The following is a 17,654-nucleotide window of genomic DNA, read 5'->3' as shown; positions in this document are numbered from 1 at the left end:
GCCCATCATTGGCCGTTTCGTTGCCTCGTGCACGCCATGTTCAGCTTGGCAGCGAACCATCGTTCGAGAGTACGATCCATGCGCATCTACAGCGCATTTTCCCCCAGGTTCGTTTCCGTATGCGCCAGCCAATTTTCAATTGTCGAGGATGTTTCGTTGGGAATGTCGAGGGGGATTAAGTGCGCTGCTCCGGGCAGGACAATAGTATTGGCCTGCGGGATGGCAGCGGTAAGCGAGACGGCATAAGGCTCCGGTGTGTTGAGGTCGCGGTCGCCGACGAGCACAACGGTCGGGCATCGAACCGCGCTCAAGCGTGCCGAAGCGTCGAAGCCGGCGATCATTCGCCAAATCAACGCGTAGTCGGCTGCATCGAGACGCATCAGACTCAAAGTGATGCGATCGACGACATCAGGTCGATCCCGAGCCGTCTCACTGGCGATCCAATAATGAACAAACGGCCGAACGGCGTCCATACCCTGCGCCTCCGCCAGGGCTGCGTGCTGTCGCATGGCAGCGCGCGCTTCATCCGGAAAAGTGGCTGCGGTCGCGAGGAGCATCAATGATCGAACGCGGGCGGGGTGCGAAACGGCAACCTCTTGCGCGATCATCCCCCCGATCGACAGGCCAATCAGATGTGCTGCTCGTACTTCTGCGTCATCGAGGACAGCCACGATCCCAGCCGCCGCTTTCTCGAAGCTCCAGTCTACAGGTGGAGCGGCCGACTGGCCGTGCCCGGGGAGATCAACTGCGATCACATCATAGTTCTGCGTCAGGATCTGCATCTGCGCCTTCCAAAGGGAGAGATCCAGCCCGACCGCATGGATCAGGGCGACAACGGGCGCCCCACGCCTTCCCTGCCTGACCCAGTTCCAGCTTGTTCCATCTACATCGGTTTTCATGAGAGCGCCTTCTTCGCTGTTTCTTTGTCGAAGGGTATTTCTGGCAAAAGGGCGCGCGCAACAAGAGCCGGTATGATACTGGTACAATGTAGAGCCACCAAAGAAGATGCTATGCGCGGCAGTAAGCAATTGGGCGAGTTTCTCCGGTCGCGGCGGGCGAAGCTCCGACCTCACGACGTTGGGCTCAACAGCTTGCGTCGCAGGCGAGCGCCAGGACTTCGTCGTGACGAGGTGGCGCAACTGGCCGGGATCAGCGTTGAATGGTATGTAAAGCTCGAGCAAGGGCGAGCGGTTTCACCTTCCGCCTCGACGATTTCCGCGTTGGGACAGGCACTTCGCCTCAGCAGTGCCGAGCTCTCTCATCTGCGCGCCCTTGCCGAAACACCGGACCGTAAAGCCTTCGAAACGGAGGTTGTCCCAGAGACGATTAACCATCTGGTGGCGAGCCTCCAGCAGCCCGCCTACGTGCTCGGGCAACGCTGGGATATCCTGGCGTGGAATGATGCGGCTGCGCATCTTTTCACCGACTTTGGGCTGCTTCCGGCTGAAGAACGAAATATCCTCCTTTACATGTTGACGGATCCCGCAGCGAGGCGGCTTTTCGGCGAGACCTGGGAAGACGAGGCGCGCCGCATGATATCGCTGTTTCGGGTCTCCCATGATCTGTGGGCGGGAGATGCGGCGTTCGGTAGCTTGGTCGAACAACTGCACAACCGCTGCCCGGAATTCAGTCAATGGTGGACCTCTCACGACGTGGGAGCACCGGTCTCGGGCGTCAAGACGCTGGCCCACCCGATTCAGGGCGATCTGAAGTTCAAGTTTGCCACTTTCCAAGCAAACGATAATCCAGCGCTGAAGCTTGCCATTTACGCAAGAGCCGACGCTTAACTTCGTTTCGAGATCTTGCGGTCAAGCGGCTGCCGCATCGTCAGATTGGAGGGGGCGGCGTCCTTCATCGCCGGCGCGTTCCCTGATGTCACCGGCTGCAAGTGAGCATCGTTGGAAAGTGCGACTGGGGTCGCGCGATCGATGTGCTTTTTTGCCGTCAGTGACTCTAGGAGGTAGAATCACGCAACAGCAGGCGCGTGCCGACCTCAACGATGGATCTGATCGCGGGGAGGAGCTCCTTCCCCAACTCGGTCAACTCATATTCCACCGTGGGCGGTGATGTCGGTAAAACCTTGCGCGTGAGGACGCCGCGCTGTTCGAGATCCCGCAGCCTGCTCGTCATCACCTTCGCCGAGATGAAAGGATTGTCCCGGCGCAATTCCGAAAATCGGCGCGGGCCTTCGCTTAAAGACCAGAGCACCTCCGGCGTCCAGCAGCCGCCAAGGAGATCCATGCATTTCGACATGGGGCAGCCCGGAGGCGTCTCCACCTTCTTTCGTACCTTGAGTACCATCGCCCTTCCTTCAGCGGCAGTTTCCAGTTGGTTACCGGAAAATAGAGGTAACCGCAAGATACGTGGTTTCCCATGGTAACGATGGCCGTTATGTAAAGGCCATCGAATTCATTGCAACCACGAAATGGACTGACCTATGTACGCAGTAACTGGAGCAACAGGACAACTCGGCCGCCTCGTGATCGAGGCGCTGCTGAAAACCATTCCCGCCAACCGGATTGTCGCGGCGGTTCGCGATCCCGCAAAAGCCAAGGATCTTGCCGAGCGCGGCGTAATCGTGCGAGAGGCGGATTATAGCCGCCCCGAGACGCTTGGTCCGGCACTAACCGGTATCGAAAAGCTGCTTCTGATCTCATCGACCGAGGTCAAAGGCCGCCTGCCGCGGCACCGGGCCGTGATCGACGCGGCCACGCAAGCCGGGGTTTCGCTGATCGCCTATACGAGCATGCTGCACGCCGACACGTCGCCGGCAAGGCTCGCAATCGAGCATCGCCAGACAGAGGAGGTCATCGCGGCCTCTGGGCTGTCCACGGTGATCCTGCGCAACGGCTGGTACACCGAGAACCACCTTATGGCGCTCCCCGCAGCACTAGAGCATGGCGCCTTCGTCGGCGCCGCGAAGGATGGGCGTTTCTCATCTGCGGCCCGGCAGGACTATGCCGAAGCCGCAGCCGTGGTGCTGGCGACTGACGGGCACGCCGGGAAGACCTATGAGCTTGCAGCCGACCAGGCCTTTACCCTTGCTGAGCTTGCCGCAGAGGTCTCGCGCCAGTCGGGCAAGGCAGTCGTCTACAACGACCTGTCCGAGATTGCCTATCGTGATGTCCTGACGGGCGCCGGCCTGCCAGGCGACCTCGCCGCTCTTCTGGCCGATGCCGACGCCGCTGCCTCGCGCGGTGCGCTGTTCGACGATAGTGGTGTGTTAGGGCGGTTGATCGGTCGTCCGACCACTTCGCTGCAGAGCCTGGTCGCCGCCGCGTTGCGCGTCTGAGCCAGGTCTTCAGGCGATGTCACGTTGACAGAACGGCCATGGTTTCCTGTTGGGCGGAGCCGCCCGACCTCCATCCAGCCTCGCAAGCTCGCGTGACACCAACGTGTCCGCGAGGTGAGGAAGTTCCACTCATCAACGCGATCAAGTTCAATTCGTCTCGTAAGATTAATCCGGAGAGCTGCCCCATGCCCACGAAATATCAAACAAACGACAAGGCGACGTCTTCAACAACGCGTCTGGAGCACAATTTGTCCCGCGCCGTCTCAGTCGGTTTCAGCGCTGGACTGACTGCCGGCGTGATCGTTCTCGTGCCCGTTCTGATCCTGCAACTGTCCCGGGGCGTTGGGATCGTACCTGAGATGCAACTGGCAGCCAGCAGCCTGATGGGCATGGCTGCCTATGCGGGCGCGACCGGCTTCGTCTTGGGGACGCTACTCCACTTTTTCGTGTCGGTCGTTCCAGCCGTTGTCTACGCTCTGGTCGTCTGGCAGGTGCCGGTGGTGAACCGCTGGGCGTGGATCGGTGGTCCTGTGCTCGGCATCATCCTGTTCTTCTTCATGGGGTTTGTCGTATTGCCGCTCAGCGCCTTCACGACACCCGCATCGGTAACGCCCATGCCCTTCGCGCCGGCCCTGCTGATCCATATGTTCGGTCTTGGGTTGCCGATCGCATGGGTTGTCAGGCGCGGATGGGCTCGGTCGAACAGTGTCGCTTGATCTGCTATGCGCGGTGATCAGCCCCGCTGGTAAGACAAGGTGAGGAAGAAGCCGATTTAGCGCGAAACGACAGCGGGTTGAACGCGGTTGATCGCCTCCTGTCATCGGCGAGTCGATATGTGCGGTAACAGCAGATAGGATGCATGCTCTCCGCCCGTCGCCAGCGTATCCGTCCCGCCATAGAGGGTGGCGTCGCGGTTAGGATGCGCGGCGAAGAACAGCCCGGAGTTGTTGGAGTTCGGAAGATCGTAGTCCTTGGCGCGAACGATGTTGGCGCCCGGGCCGTAGCCGAAATCCTTGCCCTGGATCGTCAAGACCAGGCGATAGCCCTTCGGAATGACGATGCTCGTCGGTTCGGTGAATTCCACATCCACCGGGTAAAGCTGCCCAGGCGTCATCGGCTCCGACGTCAGATGCGGATGGAACGGAGCATACTCGGTCGAGCGCGCCGGATCGACCGCTCGGTGCGACACGCGCAGATAGCCGAGGCCGAGCGGCACGTTCGGGTCGCTGTTGCCCATGAAGGCGACGTCGCGGCCCTGGGGATCGATCAGCCGCACGGCCGCGAAGATGTCCATGTCCGCTGTGGAGGAACCGACCCAGAGCCTGACGCCGATTGGGCCGGTGAACTCCGTCTCCTCAGTGAACGGCGCGGAGGTGAACGTCAGCCCGTCGCCTTGTCCGGGATAGGATTTCTCCGCGGGTGCGGCGGTTCCGAGCGCCGGGTCCATCGATCCGTTTGCCGCGTCGAGATAATAACGCTGCCACTGCGTTCCAGGCAGCGGCCATGCCGCGGCACCGCGCCACGTGGTTCCGTCGGGTCGACGGACCTGCACAGCCACCCGCGGTTCCTTCTCCCATCCGTTGTTCTCGCCCTTGAGGAAGTGATCGAAGAAGCGTTTCTGCAGCGCGAGCGCTTCGTCTGAATAGAAGGGCGTCAGATGATCGCCGGTCTGGATGCGCAGCCACTTCCGCTTGCTTGCGGCGGCGAGATAGCCTGCCGTGCTCCAGTCCGTCCAGTTGGCGACATCGAGCAGTGGCACCGTGACGCGGCTCCCGTCCGGGGTTTGCTCGCGATAATAGGCATCGTCGAACGGATGCTTGGCGAAGGCTTCGACCGGATTGACGCGGTTTTGCTTCAAGACATCAGGAGAGAGAGGCGCCCCCGTATCCTTGCCGCCATCGATGGAGTCGATGAGCGGCGTTTCCGCATTGCCGTTCTGGTTAGGCACCACCTGATGGGTCCACCAATATTCCCAGGCGACGTTGAGGATCCCGCCATAGTAGGCGATCTCGCGATACTGATCGAAGGCTCCCTCCCACGGCAGGATCGCCGCAAGACCCTGAGGGTGTAAGGCGGCAACCTGATACTGATTGATCGCCTGGAATGACGTGCCCAGTAGGCCGACCTTTCCCGAGCTCCAGGGCTGGTGCGCGGCCCAGGTGATCAGCGTCGCATAATCTTGCGTTTCGCGCGGCGAGAAGGGATCGAGCACGCCTGGTGAGGCGCCGGCGCCGCGGACATCGGCATGGATGACGATATAGCCGTTCGCGACCCAGCGTTCGGGATCGGGCGCCTCGAAGCGGATGTAGCGGCAGGAGGATTTTTTGCAGAGATCGGGGTATTTCGCGATCAGCTTCGCCCACGACGTCTTGTAGGCGGGCGCATCCGCGAGGCTCGTATCCTTGCCGTAGGGTCCCATCAGCATCAGCACCGGATAGCGGCCTGGCTTTTCCGGACGATAGATGTTGGCGCGCAGCTGCAGGCCATCGGTCATGGTGATCGGCACATCATGGTCGAAGAGCATCCCGGGAACGCCGGAGGCGACAGGCGTCGCCAGGCTCGGCTTGGCAAAAGCGAGCGCGAGAGTGAAGGCAAGGGGCAGTAGTTTGGTCAATCGCATCGGAGGTTTTCCTTTGTTATCCGCAGGCCGAGCAACGCGTTCTTCGGCGCGTGCGATGTTCCGCGACCGAAGTCATGCAGGAATGTGAGTGTGCTTATGCCTTTGGGTTCGCGTCAGGCGAGGGCCGATGATGCCTGCACGTCGGCGTTGCGGAGAGCCGCGCCGATATCGTCCATGAGCCGCGGATGGGTCGGCTGCCAGCTCAGGCGCCGCTGCGTGAGTTCACTGGACACCGGATTGTCGGCGCTGACGAAGGGCGCGAGCCAGCCGAAATGCTTGTGCGCGTCTTTCGGAAACAAGCCTTCGACCCGGACTCCGAGGTGGCTGCCGATCGCCTCCGTGATGGCACGCACCGGGATTCCTTCTTCGGCGACCGCATGATAGCAGGTGGCGGCTTCGCCCTGTTCGAGGGCGAGGCGGAAGAGGCGCGATGCGTCGAGCCGATGGACAGCGCCCCACCTGTTTTCGCTATCGCCGATGACATAGGCGGAGACCCGCTTCTTGCGCGCGATAGCGATCAACTGGGTGACGAGGCCCTGCCGGGTTTCGTCGTGTACCGAAGGCGGTAGCCGAACGATCGTGGCCTTCACGCCGCGGGCTGCGAGCGCCAGGGCTGCCCCCTCGGATCGGGCCCTGAGACCGCCCACAGCATTCGGATCGGCGGGATCCGTTTCAACCGCCAGCCGTCCCTGAACCATCGCCATTGTCGGAAAGGCAATGACCAGCGATCGCTGATCTCCGCGCAGCGCGTTGCCGAGCGTCTCGATCGCGCGCCGGTCCGCCTCGACGGCGGCAGTCATAAACCGCTTGACGATATTGGTCGGGCTGCCGCCAAGCATGACCCGCAGGCGCGTCGCGAGACTGGCGTGCGAGAAGGCATGGAAGAAGGCGGTGTGAATCACGCCGTCCGCCCGGGCCGCGCCGCGTGCGAGGCTTTCGAGCTCCTCGATTCCGCCGCGCTGCGGTTTCGCGCCGTCCGCCTCAAGCTTCGCGGCTGCCTCCGCTGAGCGGACGAGCCCGGTGACCTCGTGCCCGGCCTCGATGAGCTCGCGGACGATGGCGGACCCGATGAAGCCGGTGGCACCGGTCACGAATATGCGCATGGCGCTTCTCCTCTATTGACTTCAAACCCAATTTAGGCGGTTGCTCAGGAACGATCCATGTCGCATAGTCCGAATATGGTTTTCGATCGTTCAGGAAGTCACGAATGGATGCACTCTCGGATGTGCTCTCGCTTCTGAAGCTGCGTAGCTACGTGTCGGGCGGCTTCGATGCGGGCGGTGATTGGGCGATCAGCTTCGGGCCGCATGAGGGGATCAAGTTCCACGCCGTCGTGACCGGCTCGTGCTGGATATCGGTGGAACGCGAGTCTCCTGTTCAGGTCAGCGCCGGCGAATGTTTCCTGCTGCCGCGTGGCCGGCCGTTCCAGATCGCCAGCGACCTCTCGGTCGCGCCGGTCCCTGTCAGCCAGGTCCTGCCGCCACGGCCGGAAGGGCGCATCCTCACCTACAATGGCGGTGGAGACTATCTCAGCATCGGCGGCTACTTCACGCTGTCTGAAGGCCAGTCGGAGCTGCTCTTGAACGTCCTTCCGCCACTCCTGCACATCCGTGATCGTCCTGGCAGCGCGACCCTGAATTGGTGCGTCGAGCGCATGCGGCAGGAGCTGTCGGAGGGACAGCCCGGCGATTTCATCGTCGCGCAGCAATTGGCGACGATCGTGCTGGTGCAGGCGCTGCGGCTTTACTTGTCCGACCGGACGGCCGAGGAAGCAGGCTGGCTCTCCGCGCTCGCGGACAAGCGTTTGCGCGCGGCCATCGCGGCGATGCACGGAGCTCCTGGCCAGCGATGGACGCTGCAGACCCTCGCCAGGGAGGCTGGGATGTCGCGCACTGCCTTCGCCGTGACTTTCAAGGAAAGGGTTGGCCTCTCGCCGATGGACTATCTGACGCGCTGGCGCATGATGCAGGCGGCGGACAGGCTAACCTCGACGCGTCAGTCGCTTGCCGAGATCGGGTTGGCGCTTGGCTACGAATCCGAAAAGTCCTTCAGTACCGCTTTTAAGCGGGTGATGAACTGCTCGCCCCGGCAATATGGCCGCCGGCAGGTCGAGGCGGGTGAAGCTGGACGTCGCCTAGCGCCTGGTAGTGAGCAGTCCTTCTCGTCACTCCCTTAACGGTGGAGCGGACACGTTCAACATGGTTCCCGTTTTGGTCGCCGGCCGGCAGGAGGATCCCCGCGGTTGGCCGCGAGGATCTGTCCGATAACGGCATATCCGCGATCCTGTCCGACATGCCCGGCCGAGAGATCTGCCAACAGGAAATTTCGTCCGAGCAATTGAAGCAGCGATTCCTCCGTTACGGCGCGAAAGCCAGGCATGCCGTGCATTCGCGTCTGTGCTCTCAAGCTCTGAGTGGAGCCGGAGCTTTGGGGTTTGGGGAGACCTTGCGCACCTCTTCAAGTGCGCCCGCGATCGAGGCCCGACGCACCTCCTCGCTGCGCCCGAGCCCCTCGGCGATAATAAACTCGATATCCGTGACACCCATGAATGCGAATGCGGAGCGGAGCAGCGTCTCGGCATGTTCGAACGAGTGATACGGCGAGCCATCGCTGTAGACGTTGCCGCGCGCCAGCGCGACGATCACGCGCTTTCCCTGGGCGAGACCGATCGGCCCGTTTTCGCCGCGCGCGAAGGTCTTTCCCCGCACGACGATATGATCGATCCAGGCCTTGAGCTGGGTGGGAACAGAGAAATTGTAGAAGCCGGCCCCGATCACCACAACGTCCGCGTCGAGGAATTGCTGCACGTCAGTGCCGGCGTCGAGCACCTTGAACGCGTCGAGGGTGAGATGCGGGAGCGGTTCGCTGGCAAGGTCGCGATAGGTGACTTCAACCGCGTCATGTGTTTCGACGATCCGCTCGACGATAGCGGCAGAGAGCACCCGGCTTGCCGAGTTTTCGCCCATGATACTGGAGTCGAGATGAAGAAGTTTCACTGGATATCTCCGGTCTTGATTTGTGACCAGGACTATCTATGTGACCACAGGTGCTCCGCCAAGAACGCATATTTTTAGGACCTGGTCACATGGATATGCCTGCCTCGCCGGCCGTCAGCGCCCAATGCCACAAGGTCGGCAAAGTGCTCGCCATCGTCGGCGACAAATGGACAGTGATGATCGTCAGGATACTGGTCGAGCGGCCGCACCGCTTCAACGAGATCAAACGAACGGTCGGGGGCATCTCGCAGCAGATGCTGACACGCACCCTGAAGGTGCTCGAGCGCGACGGGATGGTGAGCCGGACGGTCTATCCGACGGTCCCACCGCAAGTCGAATATGCCCTGACGGAACTTGGACAATCCCTGGCTGTGCCGGTCCGCGCACTGGGTGCCTGGGCGGGAGAGCATATCGACGAGATCGAGAACAACCGGGCGCGTTATGATCAGGACAAGCATGCTCCCACCGGTCGCGGTGGATCAGAGTAGGCCCGCCGTCTGGCGGACGGGCAGCTCGACATGGCGGCTGAACCCGCCCATCGTTGCGCCGGTGACAAATACGTTCATGACAGAAGTCTCCTAAATTCGAAGTGGGGACAGAAGCCGTCAGCCCGGGCCTACGCCGGCCTGATTGCCTCAATTCTGGAGACGTTGATGGCGGGTTTCGCCCGGGGTGCCGCCTCTACCATCCTGTCGATCAGCGCCTTGCATTCCTCTTTCCCGGTCGCGAGCAATTCGCGCATCGACTTCACGCGCGAGAACATCCACAGCATGAAAGTCAAAATGAAGATTGGAAGGCCGCTGAGGCGCACTTTCGACTTCGGATAGACTGGGTAGCCAAGCCCTTTGATCAGCGCGAAGCTTTCCTTCACCCCGCGTGCGACGAGCTTTGCTTCGCCCCAGGAGGCACCGCCGCCGCGCCGCTCGCCCGCCACCGCGACGCTTTCGAACCCGATGCATAGCGGAACGTGGCAACGCAGCCAGAGGGCCATATCGGGTTCGTGGGCCGCAGGTAGTCCGGCGGCGTTGAACACGTCCACCCAGCGCTGCTCACTCATGATCGTCTTTTGAGATTTCGAAATAGTGGGCTTGAGCTTGCCGTCTTTGTCAATCATCGCCTGCACGAAAGGCATGCCGAACGAGCATCGCTCGGCGCCGACCGCATCGCGCAGCCGCTCCGGCTCGAAACTGACAAACATGAACTGGATGCTCTTGGCGGCGCTGCGCTGCAAAGCCGGCAGCACGGCATCGGCCTGATAGTCGACGACCGTCACGATGATGAGGTCGTAAGGTGTCTCCTCGTCGAGCACGTCCGCGATTTGTACGTCGGCGCGCTCACCCGTGACGGTGACGATGCCGTTGTCGCGCCGCAACTGCTGAAGCCGGGCCGACATCGGCCGGGCGATGACAGTGACGTGGTTGCCGGCGCGAGCCAATTGGAACGCGAATGTGCTGCCGATTTTGCCGCAACCAAGGACGGCAATGCGTAAGGACTTCGACGAGAGTGGAGGTGAAGGCATCAACAAGTCCCCGATTTCGGTCGAGGACAAATCAACCGCAACGGCGTATGCTGGTAAAGTAGTGACCTTATGGTAGTATAAAGACTAACAGGATGAGCGAATATCTGCCTATCGAAAACATGCTTGGGCGCTATCTCCGCGATCGCCGTGCCAAGCTCGATCCCGCAGCTCTGGGGTTCTCCTCGGAACGTCGCCGGACTCGTGGTCTGCGCCGCGAGGAAGTCGCGCAACGGGCCAACATCAGCCCGACCTGGTACACGTGCCTCGAACAGGGGCACGGCGGCGCGCCGTCAGCCGACGTGCTCGATCGCCTCTCGCGGGCCTTCATGCTCACAGATGCCGAACGTGAGCACCTTTTCCTGCTCGGCCTCGGCCGCCCGCCCGAGGCCCGCTACCAAAAGAACAATGGCGTGACGCCGCGACTGCAGCGCGTGCTGGACGCGCTGGACCCGAGCCCGGCCCTCATCAGAACCGCCATTTGGGACGTCGTCGCCTGGAATCGGGCGGCAACCGTGATGTTGGTTGATTACGGGACGTTGCCGCCAGACCAGCGGAATTTGTTGCGCATGATGTTCCTCAATCCCCACGCACGTACAATCCAGAATGATTGGGAGAGCGTGGCGCGCTTCCTGGTAGGCGCCTTCAAACTGGATGCGGCGCGAGCGGGGGCCGCCGCGGATGTACAGCCTCTCGTCAACGAGCTCTGCCGGCTGAGCCCCGATTTCAGAAGGATGTGGCGCGACAACGAAGTTCATGGTGCCCATGGCGAGGCGATCAAACATATACACCATCCGGTTCTTGGCCCGCTCGCCTTCGAATATTCGGCGTTTTCTGTCGATGGTAGGACTGATCTCAGCATGGTGGTCTACAATCCGGCGACGCCAGAGGATGCTGAACGGATCAGGTCCTTGATTGCCTAGGCCACGTGATAAAGGGCAACCACAGGAGAGCTGAGGTGAAGCTGACCAAGCCGGGTAGCCGACGCACTCGGCAATACCAGCTTCGCTTCTCTGGAGCGGTACACGTCATTACGTGGCGCTGAGAAAGTCGATGAGGCTGAAGGGTGCGCGCTCACCCAGGCAAAGGTCCAGGACCCGGTGCGCGTCCGCGGCAGCCACCTCGCTGCGCGAGAACATCGCAGCCTCATAAACGGTCAGCGCATTCTCGATGTCTCCAGGCTGAGCGGCTATGGCCTCGCCGAGCTCGGCCCCGTCGAGCATCGCCAGGTTTGCGCCGTCGCCGGCCGGAGGCGACAGATGCGCGGCGTCGCCGAGCAGCGTCACGCCTGGGGTACGATCCCATCGATGACCAACCGGCAGCGCGTTGACCGCTCGCAGGACCGGCGCAGTGTCGCTACCGGTGATCAATGTGGTGAGAGCCGGTGTCCACCCGTCGAATTCGGCTGCTATCCGTGTTTTCACAGTCTCGGCGTCATTGAAGTCGATGTCCGTAAACCAGGACGCTGATCGCATCAGTTGAACGTAGGTGTGGAGCGCGCCTGCCGGCTCCCGGTGCGCGGTGATCCCCTTGCCCGGTTCGAGCGCGAACATTCCGCCGGCCCCGACCGCCGCGGCCGTTGCAGGAAACCGCCGATCAGCGTCATGCAGGTAGGTCTCGACGAAGGAAACGCCGACATAGGCGGGCTTCGCGTCTGACAACAGCGGGCGTACCTTCGACCAAGCGCCATCGGCGCCGACGAGCAATGCGGTCTCTACAGCCGAGCCATCGGTGAACGTCAGTTCGTGACGACCGGCGCCAAGCGGCCTGGCTCCGGCGAGCTTCCGCCCCCACCGGATCGTCCCGGCAGGCAAGGAGTCGATGAGGATCCGCCGCAGGTCGCCCCGGAGCACTTCGGGACGTCGCCCGTCTCCGGGCTGGTCGAGCAGCACATTGCCGTTTCGGTCGAGGGCGCGCGTCGCGTCGCCACCGTCGTGAACGATTGCGCGGAATGCGTCGGTCAGGCCGGCGGCAGCGAGCGCGCGCTGACCGTCATGTTCGTGAACGTCAAGCTGGCCGCCTTGAGTACGGGCGTGCGCGGAGGGCTCCGCTTCATAGATCGTGGCGGCGATGCCGTGAACGTGGAGTACGCGGGCGAGGGTCAGGCCGCCTGGGCCTGCACCAATAATGGTAACGGAAGTGGTCATGCGGCACCTCTATTTGGCTGGAACATTGTTCCATATATAGTGGGGATTGGAACGACGTTCCAGATATGTCATCATAGGCGCATGTCTAAACGAGCTCACCAGACAGCGCGACGCGCGGACGCCCTTTCCAAGGCGCGGATTGTCGAGGCGGCGATCAAGATTCTCGATGCGCGCGGGGAGGCTGCTCTGACATTTCGGGCGCTGGCGACACAGCTGGCGACGGGCAGCGGGGCGATCTACTGGCATATCGCCGACAGGAACGACCTGCTTGCCGCAGCGACGGGACATGTTCTCGCCCGCGCCCTGGCGAAAGTGGCCAAGGAAGAGGAGCCAAGAGCCGCGATCCGCGCCATCGCGCTCGCGGTATTCGATGCGATTGACGCTCACCCCTGGGCCGGCGCTCACCTTTCCCGCGAGCCATGGCATTCCGCGGTCGGAGAGATCTTCGAACGCATCGGCGGATGGCTCCAGCCGCTTGGCGTTCCAGTGGATGCACAATTCGACTGCGCCTCAGCGCTGACGAACTACATCCTTGGTGTGGCCGGCCAGAACGCGGCCAATGCCCGCACGCTTCCGGACGGAACGGATCGTAAGGCGTGGCTGGAAACCATCGCCACGGGCTGGATTGAGGATGATCCCGAAGCACGTCCATTTCTTCGGCGGGTGGCGGCGCAACTGAGCGAGCATGACGATCGCCAACAGTTCATTGCTGGCGTCGATTTCATCCTGGCGGGCGCCTGCGTCGAGCGAAACGCTTGAGGCGGGACGGTGCTCATGTACCGATAGCCATCCAGAGCGTAGCGCCGAGCTTCTTGGCTCTTAGGACGCAGGGAGGTCCTGCTGCCGCGCATAGCGCGCGGGCGGCAGCCCGACATGGCGGGTGAAGACGCAGTCTACACGGCGAGCAAGGCGGCGGTGAACGCCTTTACCGAGTCCATGGCGCTGGAAGTCGCACAGTTCGGCATACGCGCGCACATCGTGCTACCCGGGCGCGCGCCCGAGACCCGCTTCGCCGAGAATGGCAGCTCCCGAATGCGGGGTCTCGACCACGAGGCCTATGCCGATCTCGTCAAAGGCTTCATGGCCCGCTTCAGCCAGCCAGGCCCGGTCACCCATTCGCGGGATGTCGCCGAAGCCGTGTGGCGCGCGGTGAACGATCCCTCGAGCCCCGTGCGAATCCCCGCAGGCGCCGACGCGATGGCCTGGGCCGAGGCGAGCTGACCTGAAGGTCGCCACACGATCACGCCCAATGGCAATGTCCTGCCCGTGGCACGGATTGATGTTCCTGCTTCCTGTTATTGATCGGTGACTCGCGTATGCTCGTCACATCGCATTGGGTGCGGAGGCCGGATGGGAGGAAGAGGCGCGTCGCGCCCACTCCCTCTCCGGAGCGGTTTGGCTGCCGGGCCTCAGGCCGCGGTAGCGATCTCACTGGCAAAGGCCCGGTAGGAATGCAGGGGGCGACCCAGGATCGTGATCAGCCGCTCGACGTCGCCGAGCTCGGGGATCATGCCATCGGTGACGTAGCGTTCGGCCATCAGGCGCATCTCATAGGCCGTCCACTTCGGCATGAAGCTTGCCATGTTCTGCTCGAATCCGCTGGGATCGTCGCCGCCGTAGACAACCGGGCGGTCGAGCAGGTCCGACCAGATCTTGGCCACATCCGGGCCGGTCAGTGTGTCGGGGCCGACAAGGTTGATCGTCTCGATCGGTAGCTTGCGGGCAGCCTGGTCGCGGCGGATCAGTTCGATGGCGGCGACCTCGGCGATATCGCGGGCGTCGACCATGGCGACGCCCTTGCCGCCGATCGGCATCGGATAGACGCCGTGATTGAGGATTACGTCCTTGATCATCAGCTCATTGTCGATGAAGTATGTCGGGCGCAGGATGGTGGCGCTGAAGCCCATCTGGACGAGCATGCGCTCAGCACCGAACTTGACGGCGAAATGCGGCACATTCACCGCACGATCGGCATCGAACATGGAGAGATAGACGACCCGTTCGACGCCCGCCTCGCGGGCGATGTTGAGCGTGATGATCGCCTGGGTGAATTCATCGCCGGTAACGGCATTCAACAAAAAGAGCGTGCTTACGCCGTGGAAGGCGTTGCGCAGCGCATCGATGTCGAGCAGGTCGCCTTGAGTAACTTCGACGCCGGCCGGGACATTGGCCCTTGAGGGATCGCGGGTCAACACGCGAACCTTCGCGCCACGCTTGATGAGTTGATCCACGACGTGGTGGCCGACACGACCGGTGGCGCCTGTAACGAGAATGGTCATTGGGATTGCTCCGTTGAGGTGTTCAGTTGACAGTTATCAATTTAATGATCCAAATTGCGCCCGATAGACGTCATATTTGGACAGACTGTCTCGTTGGTGAAACACATGGATCTGCTCGCTCTCACCGATTTCAATCTGGTCGCTCGCCACGGCGGGTTCGGCAGGGCTGCTCGCGCCACTGGCCGACCGAAGGCAACCTTGTCGCGGCGTGTGGCCGACCTTGAGGCGAGTCTCGACCTGCGTCTGTTCGAGCGCGGTGCACGGACGCTAAAGCTCACGGAGGAAGGGCGCGCACTCTTCGAGCGAACAGGCGCACTGCTGACCGAGCTTGACGAAACGGCGAAGGCTATCGCCTCGGGCGGACATAGCCCCCGAGGGCGGTTGCGGATCAGCGCACCCTTGCTGTTCTCCCAGACGGCAATGGGGAAGCTTGCGGCGGGATTCGTCCTGAAACACCCCGAAGTTCAGCTTGAGATCACGACGGAAGACCGGGCCGTCGATATGATCGAGGAGGCTTATGATCTGGTCATTCGTGTCAATCCGGAGCCGGACGAAAGCCTCGTTGGTCGCGTGTTCCTGCATGATCGGCTGGTGGTCGTGGCAAGCCCCGATCTACCGCGCCCGATGGGCCGCGACCCCGTTGCCGCCGTCACTCGTGGATCGATGGCCCAAGCTGAATTGTGGGAGGTCATGACCTCAGCGGGAAAATTGAGCATCGCGGCAAGGCCAGTTCTGAGCGTCTCCTCGTTCATCATGGTTCGTAATGCCGTTCGAGCGGGGGCGGGAGCGGCGCGTCTACCCCTATCGCTCGCCATTCCGGATTTGGCTACCGGCAGGCTGGTGAGCTGGGGTGAGCTAGAGGGGCTTCAGACCGCTCTTTGGGCACTATATCCAACGCGTCGGCTCCTCAGCGCGCGTGTTTCGGCATTCCTGGATTATCTGAAGGAGGCCTTTCCTCAAGGGACGCCCGACGAGCTTGCTGCCTTCGCTGAAGGATGAATGCAATCGCAATGGTTTATCGCGCAGAGATGGGCCGATCGCGGCCGCACTCCATGATTGGGGATTAGTTTCGCCCATTCGATGTCTTTGCCAGCATCTCGCTCAGCGTTGCCGCCGAGAGCATGGCCTCTGCCAAAAGTTTCTTGAGCTTCTGGTTTTCTTCCATCAGTGCTCTCATTCTTTTGGAATCGAGACCGGCATTTCCGAAATGAAGGGATTGCCACCGATAGAAGGTCGGCTCGCTGATACCGTGCTTGTGGCAAACATCAGCAACCGTCACCCCAGCCTGGTGCTCTTTCAGTATGCCGGTAATCTGATCGTCATCGAATTTTCTCTTGCCCATCACCGCTTCAGTCCTCACGAAATGCTCTGTGGAAACTGTCGATAAGTGGTCTGATGGCATAGAATGCCACGCTGCTTTTGCCCGTTTCGATCAGTGTCTGCACAGGCATGCCTGCGACCAATTCGACATCGTTCATTTTTGCCAACCGCTCGTCCGTCACTCGGATCGTCGCGGCAAAGTATGGCTGGCCGCTCTGCGCGTCGGTGAGACGGTCCGCCGATACATACTCGACCCGGCCTTTCAGCAATGGAACGCGCCGCTGATTGTATGGAAGGAGGTGAACCTGCGCCTCAAGCCCCGCACGGACGAGATTGATGTCTTCCGGTCTGACGTGGGCGGACACGATGAGACGATCGCTGCGCGGCACAAGATCGACGAGCGGCTCGCCCGCGCCGACCACTCCGCCGGCGGTGTGGATGCGCAGGTTCATGATTGTTCCGTCTTCGGGCGCACGGATATCGGTCCTTGAAAGCTGGTCGTCGATCGCCCACAAGCGCTCGCGCAACTGCATGATCTGACTTTCCGTGTCGCGCATGCCTTGCGCGACTTCGCTCAGCCGGTCGCTCTCGAGCTTTGCGAGATCGGCCTGCGCCTCGCTGATCACCTGGTAGGCGCGCGAAATCTGGGCCTCCACCTGACCCCGCTGGCCGGCGAGGTCCGCTTTTTCCCGCTGGAGGTTGAGAACAGTATTTTTTCGTTCCAATCCCTTGGCGTTGAGGGCCGTAACCTGATCCAGTTCCTGCTGCGAGATTGCCGCCCTGTCGGTCAGTGCGGCCTTCTGTGCGCCAAGTCCTACGATTTCCTGCCGCACCTGTGCGATCTTCTCGCTGGTTATGCCAACTTCCGCCTGCATGACCTGACGACGCGCTTCGAAGATTTTCCGCTGTCCGGTCAGAATCGCGCCGACTGAGGGATCTCTGTCCATTGCCGACCTGAGGTCTTGCGGAAAAGCGATATGATCGGCGCCCGTCTGCTCGGCAAGCAGGCGGGCGCGGCTTGCTTCGGCGTCCCAAAGTTGCCCTTGAATATTGTCGCGCTCCGAGCGGGACTTGGTGTCGTCGAGTTCTATTACGACTTGCCCTGCCGTCACGGCATCGCCGTTCTTGACGAGTATCCGTCGCACGATACCGCCTTCCAGGTGCTGAATGGTCTTGCGGCTGGACTCCGGCTCGATGACGCCGGATGCAACTGCGGCGCTTTTCAGCGGCGCCAGCACCGACCAGATTCCCAATCCGACTATGAAGACTCCGATCAACAGGTTCCCCGTCCATATAACGCTCCTGAGCCGCGGCATGGGCGAAGGGGGGGCGGGTCCGCGCTGTTTCGTCCCGAGCACCGGCGCGTAAGCTGTCTGTTGCTTGTCTGTCGCCATCGATCGTTCGGCAAAGCGCTGGCTCACTTTTGACGAACTTGAAAATCTCGCCAGCGTTGCATCCAGTTGCACAAGGGTCATGTCCCAGTC

General features: G+C 61.8%; 19 protein-coding genes. 9 read left to right on the top strand and 10 right to left on the bottom strand.

From position 1 onward, the window contains the following. Positions 1-86: 86 nt before the first annotated feature. Positions 87-899 carry an alpha/beta fold hydrolase gene (locus AC13QY_RS05100; protein WP_488493382.1) on the bottom strand — a complete coding sequence of 271 codons (813 nt, stop codon included), beginning with the start codon at positions 897-899 and terminating at the stop codon, positions 87-89. 111 nt (positions 900-1,010) lie between these two features. Between AC13QY_RS05100 and AC13QY_RS05095 the strand changes: the two genes are divergently transcribed. After that, positions 1,011-1,787, top strand: coding sequence for a helix-turn-helix transcriptional regulator (locus AC13QY_RS05095; protein ID WP_113331334.1), 777 nt, complete (start codon positions 1,011-1,013; stop codon positions 1,785-1,787). A gap of 166 nt (positions 1,788-1,953) precedes the next feature. On the opposite strand, the gene AC13QY_RS05090 is transcribed toward AC13QY_RS05095, so the two are convergent. After that, entirely contained in the window at positions 1,954-2,301 is a 348-nt protein-coding gene (locus tag AC13QY_RS05090) for a winged helix-turn-helix transcriptional regulator (protein ID WP_069615063.1), read from the bottom strand. 136 nt (positions 2,302-2,437) lie between these two features. On the opposite strand from AC13QY_RS05090, the gene AC13QY_RS05085 reads away from it, so the two are divergent. Both AC13QY_RS05085 and AC13QY_RS05080 read left to right on the top strand, forming a co-directional pair. Further along, positions 2,438-3,292, top strand: a complete 855-nt coding sequence (locus AC13QY_RS05085; RefSeq protein ID WP_488492776.1) for an SDR family oxidoreductase — start codon at positions 2,438-2,440, stop codon at positions 3,290-3,292. A gap of 185 nt (positions 3,293-3,477) precedes the next feature. After that, positions 3,478-4,008: a hypothetical protein gene (locus tag AC13QY_RS05080; protein ID WP_488492775.1), complete on the top strand. Its 531-nt coding sequence runs from the start codon at positions 3,478-3,480 to the stop codon at positions 4,006-4,008. Positions 4,009-4,109: 101 nt separating this feature from the next. On the opposite strand, the gene AC13QY_RS05075 is transcribed toward AC13QY_RS05080, so the two are convergent. Together AC13QY_RS05075 and AC13QY_RS05070 are read right to left on the bottom strand one after the other, a co-directional pair. Next, positions 4,110-5,912 (bottom strand): CocE/NonD family hydrolase, encoded by a 1,803-nt coding sequence (locus AC13QY_RS05075; RefSeq protein ID WP_488492774.1) that lies wholly within the window; start codon positions 5,910-5,912, stop codon positions 4,110-4,112. Between the two features lie 113 nt (positions 5,913-6,025). Further along, positions 6,026-7,015, bottom strand: a complete 990-nt coding sequence (locus tag AC13QY_RS05070; RefSeq protein WP_488492773.1) for an SDR family oxidoreductase — start codon at positions 7,013-7,015, stop codon at positions 6,026-6,028. Between the two features lie 104 nt (positions 7,016-7,119). Between AC13QY_RS05070 and AC13QY_RS05065 the strand changes: the two genes are divergently transcribed. Then, positions 7,120-8,088 (top strand): AraC family transcriptional regulator, encoded by a 969-nt coding sequence (locus tag AC13QY_RS05065; RefSeq protein ID WP_488492772.1) that lies wholly within the window; start codon positions 7,120-7,122, stop codon positions 8,086-8,088. Between the two features lie 226 nt (positions 8,089-8,314). Here AC13QY_RS05065 and AC13QY_RS05060 read toward each other — a convergent pair whose 3' ends face one another. Then, complete coding sequence (locus AC13QY_RS05060) at positions 8,315-8,908, bottom strand: FMN-dependent NADH-azoreductase (RefSeq protein ID WP_488492771.1); 594 nt, start codon at positions 8,906-8,908, stop codon at positions 8,315-8,317. Positions 8,909-8,997: 89 nt separating this feature from the next. Here AC13QY_RS05060 and AC13QY_RS05055 point away from each other — a divergent pair, with 89 nt between their 5' ends. After that, positions 8,998-9,396, top strand: coding sequence for a winged helix-turn-helix transcriptional regulator (locus tag AC13QY_RS05055; RefSeq protein WP_488492770.1), 399 nt, complete (start codon positions 8,998-9,000; stop codon positions 9,394-9,396). 128 nt (positions 9,397-9,524) lie between these two features. On the opposite strand, the gene AC13QY_RS05050 is transcribed toward AC13QY_RS05055, so the two are convergent. Continuing rightward, entirely contained in the window at positions 9,525-10,457 is a 933-nt protein-coding gene (locus AC13QY_RS05050) for a ketopantoate reductase family protein (RefSeq protein WP_488492769.1), read from the bottom strand. A gap of 62 nt (positions 10,458-10,519) precedes the next feature. On the opposite strand from AC13QY_RS05050, the gene AC13QY_RS05045 reads away from it, so the two are divergent. Next, on the top strand, positions 10,520-11,347 hold the full coding sequence (locus AC13QY_RS05045; RefSeq protein WP_488492768.1) for a helix-turn-helix transcriptional regulator: 828 nt from the start codon (positions 10,520-10,522) through the stop codon (positions 11,345-11,347). Between the two features lie 108 nt (positions 11,348-11,455). Here the strand turns inward: AC13QY_RS05045 and AC13QY_RS05040 are convergent, their stop codons facing one another. Continuing rightward, complete coding sequence (locus AC13QY_RS05040) at positions 11,456-12,571, bottom strand: FAD-dependent oxidoreductase (protein WP_488492767.1); 1,116 nt, start codon at positions 12,569-12,571, stop codon at positions 11,456-11,458. An 81-nt stretch (positions 12,572-12,652) separates the two neighbouring features. Here AC13QY_RS05040 and AC13QY_RS05035 point away from each other — a divergent pair, with 81 nt between their 5' ends. Further along, positions 12,653-13,330, top strand: coding sequence for a TetR/AcrR family transcriptional regulator (locus AC13QY_RS05035; protein ID WP_488492766.1), 678 nt, complete (start codon positions 12,653-12,655; stop codon positions 13,328-13,330). Between the two features lie 114 nt (positions 13,331-13,444). Further along, positions 13,445-13,792: an SDR family NAD(P)-dependent oxidoreductase gene (locus tag AC13QY_RS05030; RefSeq protein WP_488492765.1), complete on the top strand. Its 348-nt coding sequence runs from the start codon at positions 13,445-13,447 to the stop codon at positions 13,790-13,792. A 188-nt stretch (positions 13,793-13,980) separates the two neighbouring features. On the opposite strand, the gene AC13QY_RS05025 is transcribed toward AC13QY_RS05030, so the two are convergent. Further along, positions 13,981-14,850 carry an SDR family oxidoreductase gene (locus AC13QY_RS05025; protein ID WP_488492764.1) on the bottom strand — a complete coding sequence of 290 codons (870 nt, stop codon included), beginning with the start codon at positions 14,848-14,850 and terminating at the stop codon, positions 13,981-13,983. Between the two features lie 105 nt (positions 14,851-14,955). Between AC13QY_RS05025 and AC13QY_RS05020 the strand changes: the two genes are divergently transcribed. Then, positions 14,956-15,849 carry a LysR family transcriptional regulator gene (locus AC13QY_RS05020; protein WP_488492763.1) on the top strand — a complete coding sequence of 298 codons (894 nt, stop codon included), beginning with the start codon at positions 14,956-14,958 and terminating at the stop codon, positions 15,847-15,849. A 64-nt stretch (positions 15,850-15,913) separates the two neighbouring features. Here the strand turns inward: AC13QY_RS05020 and AC13QY_RS05015 are convergent, their stop codons facing one another. Next, positions 15,914-16,192: a transposase gene (locus AC13QY_RS05015; RefSeq protein WP_069614130.1), complete on the bottom strand. Its 279-nt coding sequence runs from the start codon at positions 16,190-16,192 to the stop codon at positions 15,914-15,916. A 7-nt stretch (positions 16,193-16,199) separates the two neighbouring features. Continuing rightward, a complete protein-coding gene (locus AC13QY_RS05010) occupies positions 16,200-17,645 on the bottom strand; it encodes an HlyD family type I secretion periplasmic adaptor subunit (RefSeq protein ID WP_488492762.1) in 1,446 nt (481 codons plus the stop codon). Positions 17,646-17,654: the final 9 nt, after the last annotated feature.

Source organism: Martinezella sp. CNPSo 3795, from assembly GCF_057784475.1.
This window is presented reverse-complemented; position numbering and strand designations above follow the sequence as displayed.

Excerpts from the sequence above, each read along its gene's own strand:
- AC13QY_RS05090 (WP_069615063.1), bottom strand. The coding sequence starts at position 2,301 with ATGGTACTCAAGGTACGAAAGAAGGTGGAGACGCCTCCGGGCTGCCCC.
- AC13QY_RS05025 (WP_488492764.1), bottom strand. The coding sequence starts at position 14,850 with ATGACCATTCTCGTTACAGGCGCCACCGGTCGTGTCGGCCACCACGTC.
- AC13QY_RS05030 (WP_488492765.1), top strand. The coding sequence starts at position 13,445 with ATGGCGGGTGAAGACGCAGTCTACACGGCGAGCAAGGCGGCGGTGAAC.
- AC13QY_RS05040 (WP_488492767.1), bottom strand. The coding sequence starts at position 12,571 with ATGACCACTTCCGTTACCATTATTGGTGCAGGCCCAGGCGGCCTGACC.
- AC13QY_RS05085 (WP_488492776.1), top strand. The coding sequence starts at position 2,438 with ATGTACGCAGTAACTGGAGCAACAGGACAACTCGGCCGCCTCGTGATC.
- AC13QY_RS05045 (WP_488492768.1), top strand. The coding sequence starts at position 10,520 with ATGAGCGAATATCTGCCTATCGAAAACATGCTTGGGCGCTATCTCCGC.
- AC13QY_RS05100 (WP_488493382.1), bottom strand. The coding sequence starts at position 899 with ATGAAAACCGATGTAGATGGAACAAGCTGGAACTGGGTCAGGCAGGGA.
- AC13QY_RS05070 (WP_488492773.1), bottom strand. The coding sequence starts at position 7,015 with ATGCGCATATTCGTGACCGGTGCCACCGGCTTCATCGGGTCCGCCATC.
- AC13QY_RS05095 (WP_113331334.1), top strand. The coding sequence starts at position 1,011 with ATGCGCGGCAGTAAGCAATTGGGCGAGTTTCTCCGGTCGCGGCGGGCG.
- AC13QY_RS05080 (WP_488492775.1), top strand. The coding sequence starts at position 3,478 with ATGCCCACGAAATATCAAACAAACGACAAGGCGACGTCTTCAACAACG.
- AC13QY_RS05055 (WP_488492770.1), top strand. The coding sequence starts at position 8,998 with ATGGATATGCCTGCCTCGCCGGCCGTCAGCGCCCAATGCCACAAGGTC.
- AC13QY_RS05020 (WP_488492763.1), top strand. The coding sequence starts at position 14,956 with ATGGATCTGCTCGCTCTCACCGATTTCAATCTGGTCGCTCGCCACGGC.
- AC13QY_RS05065 (WP_488492772.1), top strand. The coding sequence starts at position 7,120 with ATGGATGCACTCTCGGATGTGCTCTCGCTTCTGAAGCTGCGTAGCTAC.
- AC13QY_RS05015 (WP_069614130.1), bottom strand. The coding sequence starts at position 16,192 with ATGGGCAAGAGAAAATTCGATGACGATCAGATTACCGGCATACTGAAA.
- AC13QY_RS05010 (WP_488492762.1), bottom strand. The coding sequence starts at position 17,645 with ATGACCCTTGTGCAACTGGATGCAACGCTGGCGAGATTTTCAAGTTCG.
- AC13QY_RS05075 (WP_488492774.1), bottom strand. The coding sequence starts at position 5,912 with ATGCGATTGACCAAACTACTGCCCCTTGCCTTCACTCTCGCGCTCGCT.
- AC13QY_RS05035 (WP_488492766.1), top strand. The coding sequence starts at position 12,653 with ATGTCTAAACGAGCTCACCAGACAGCGCGACGCGCGGACGCCCTTTCC.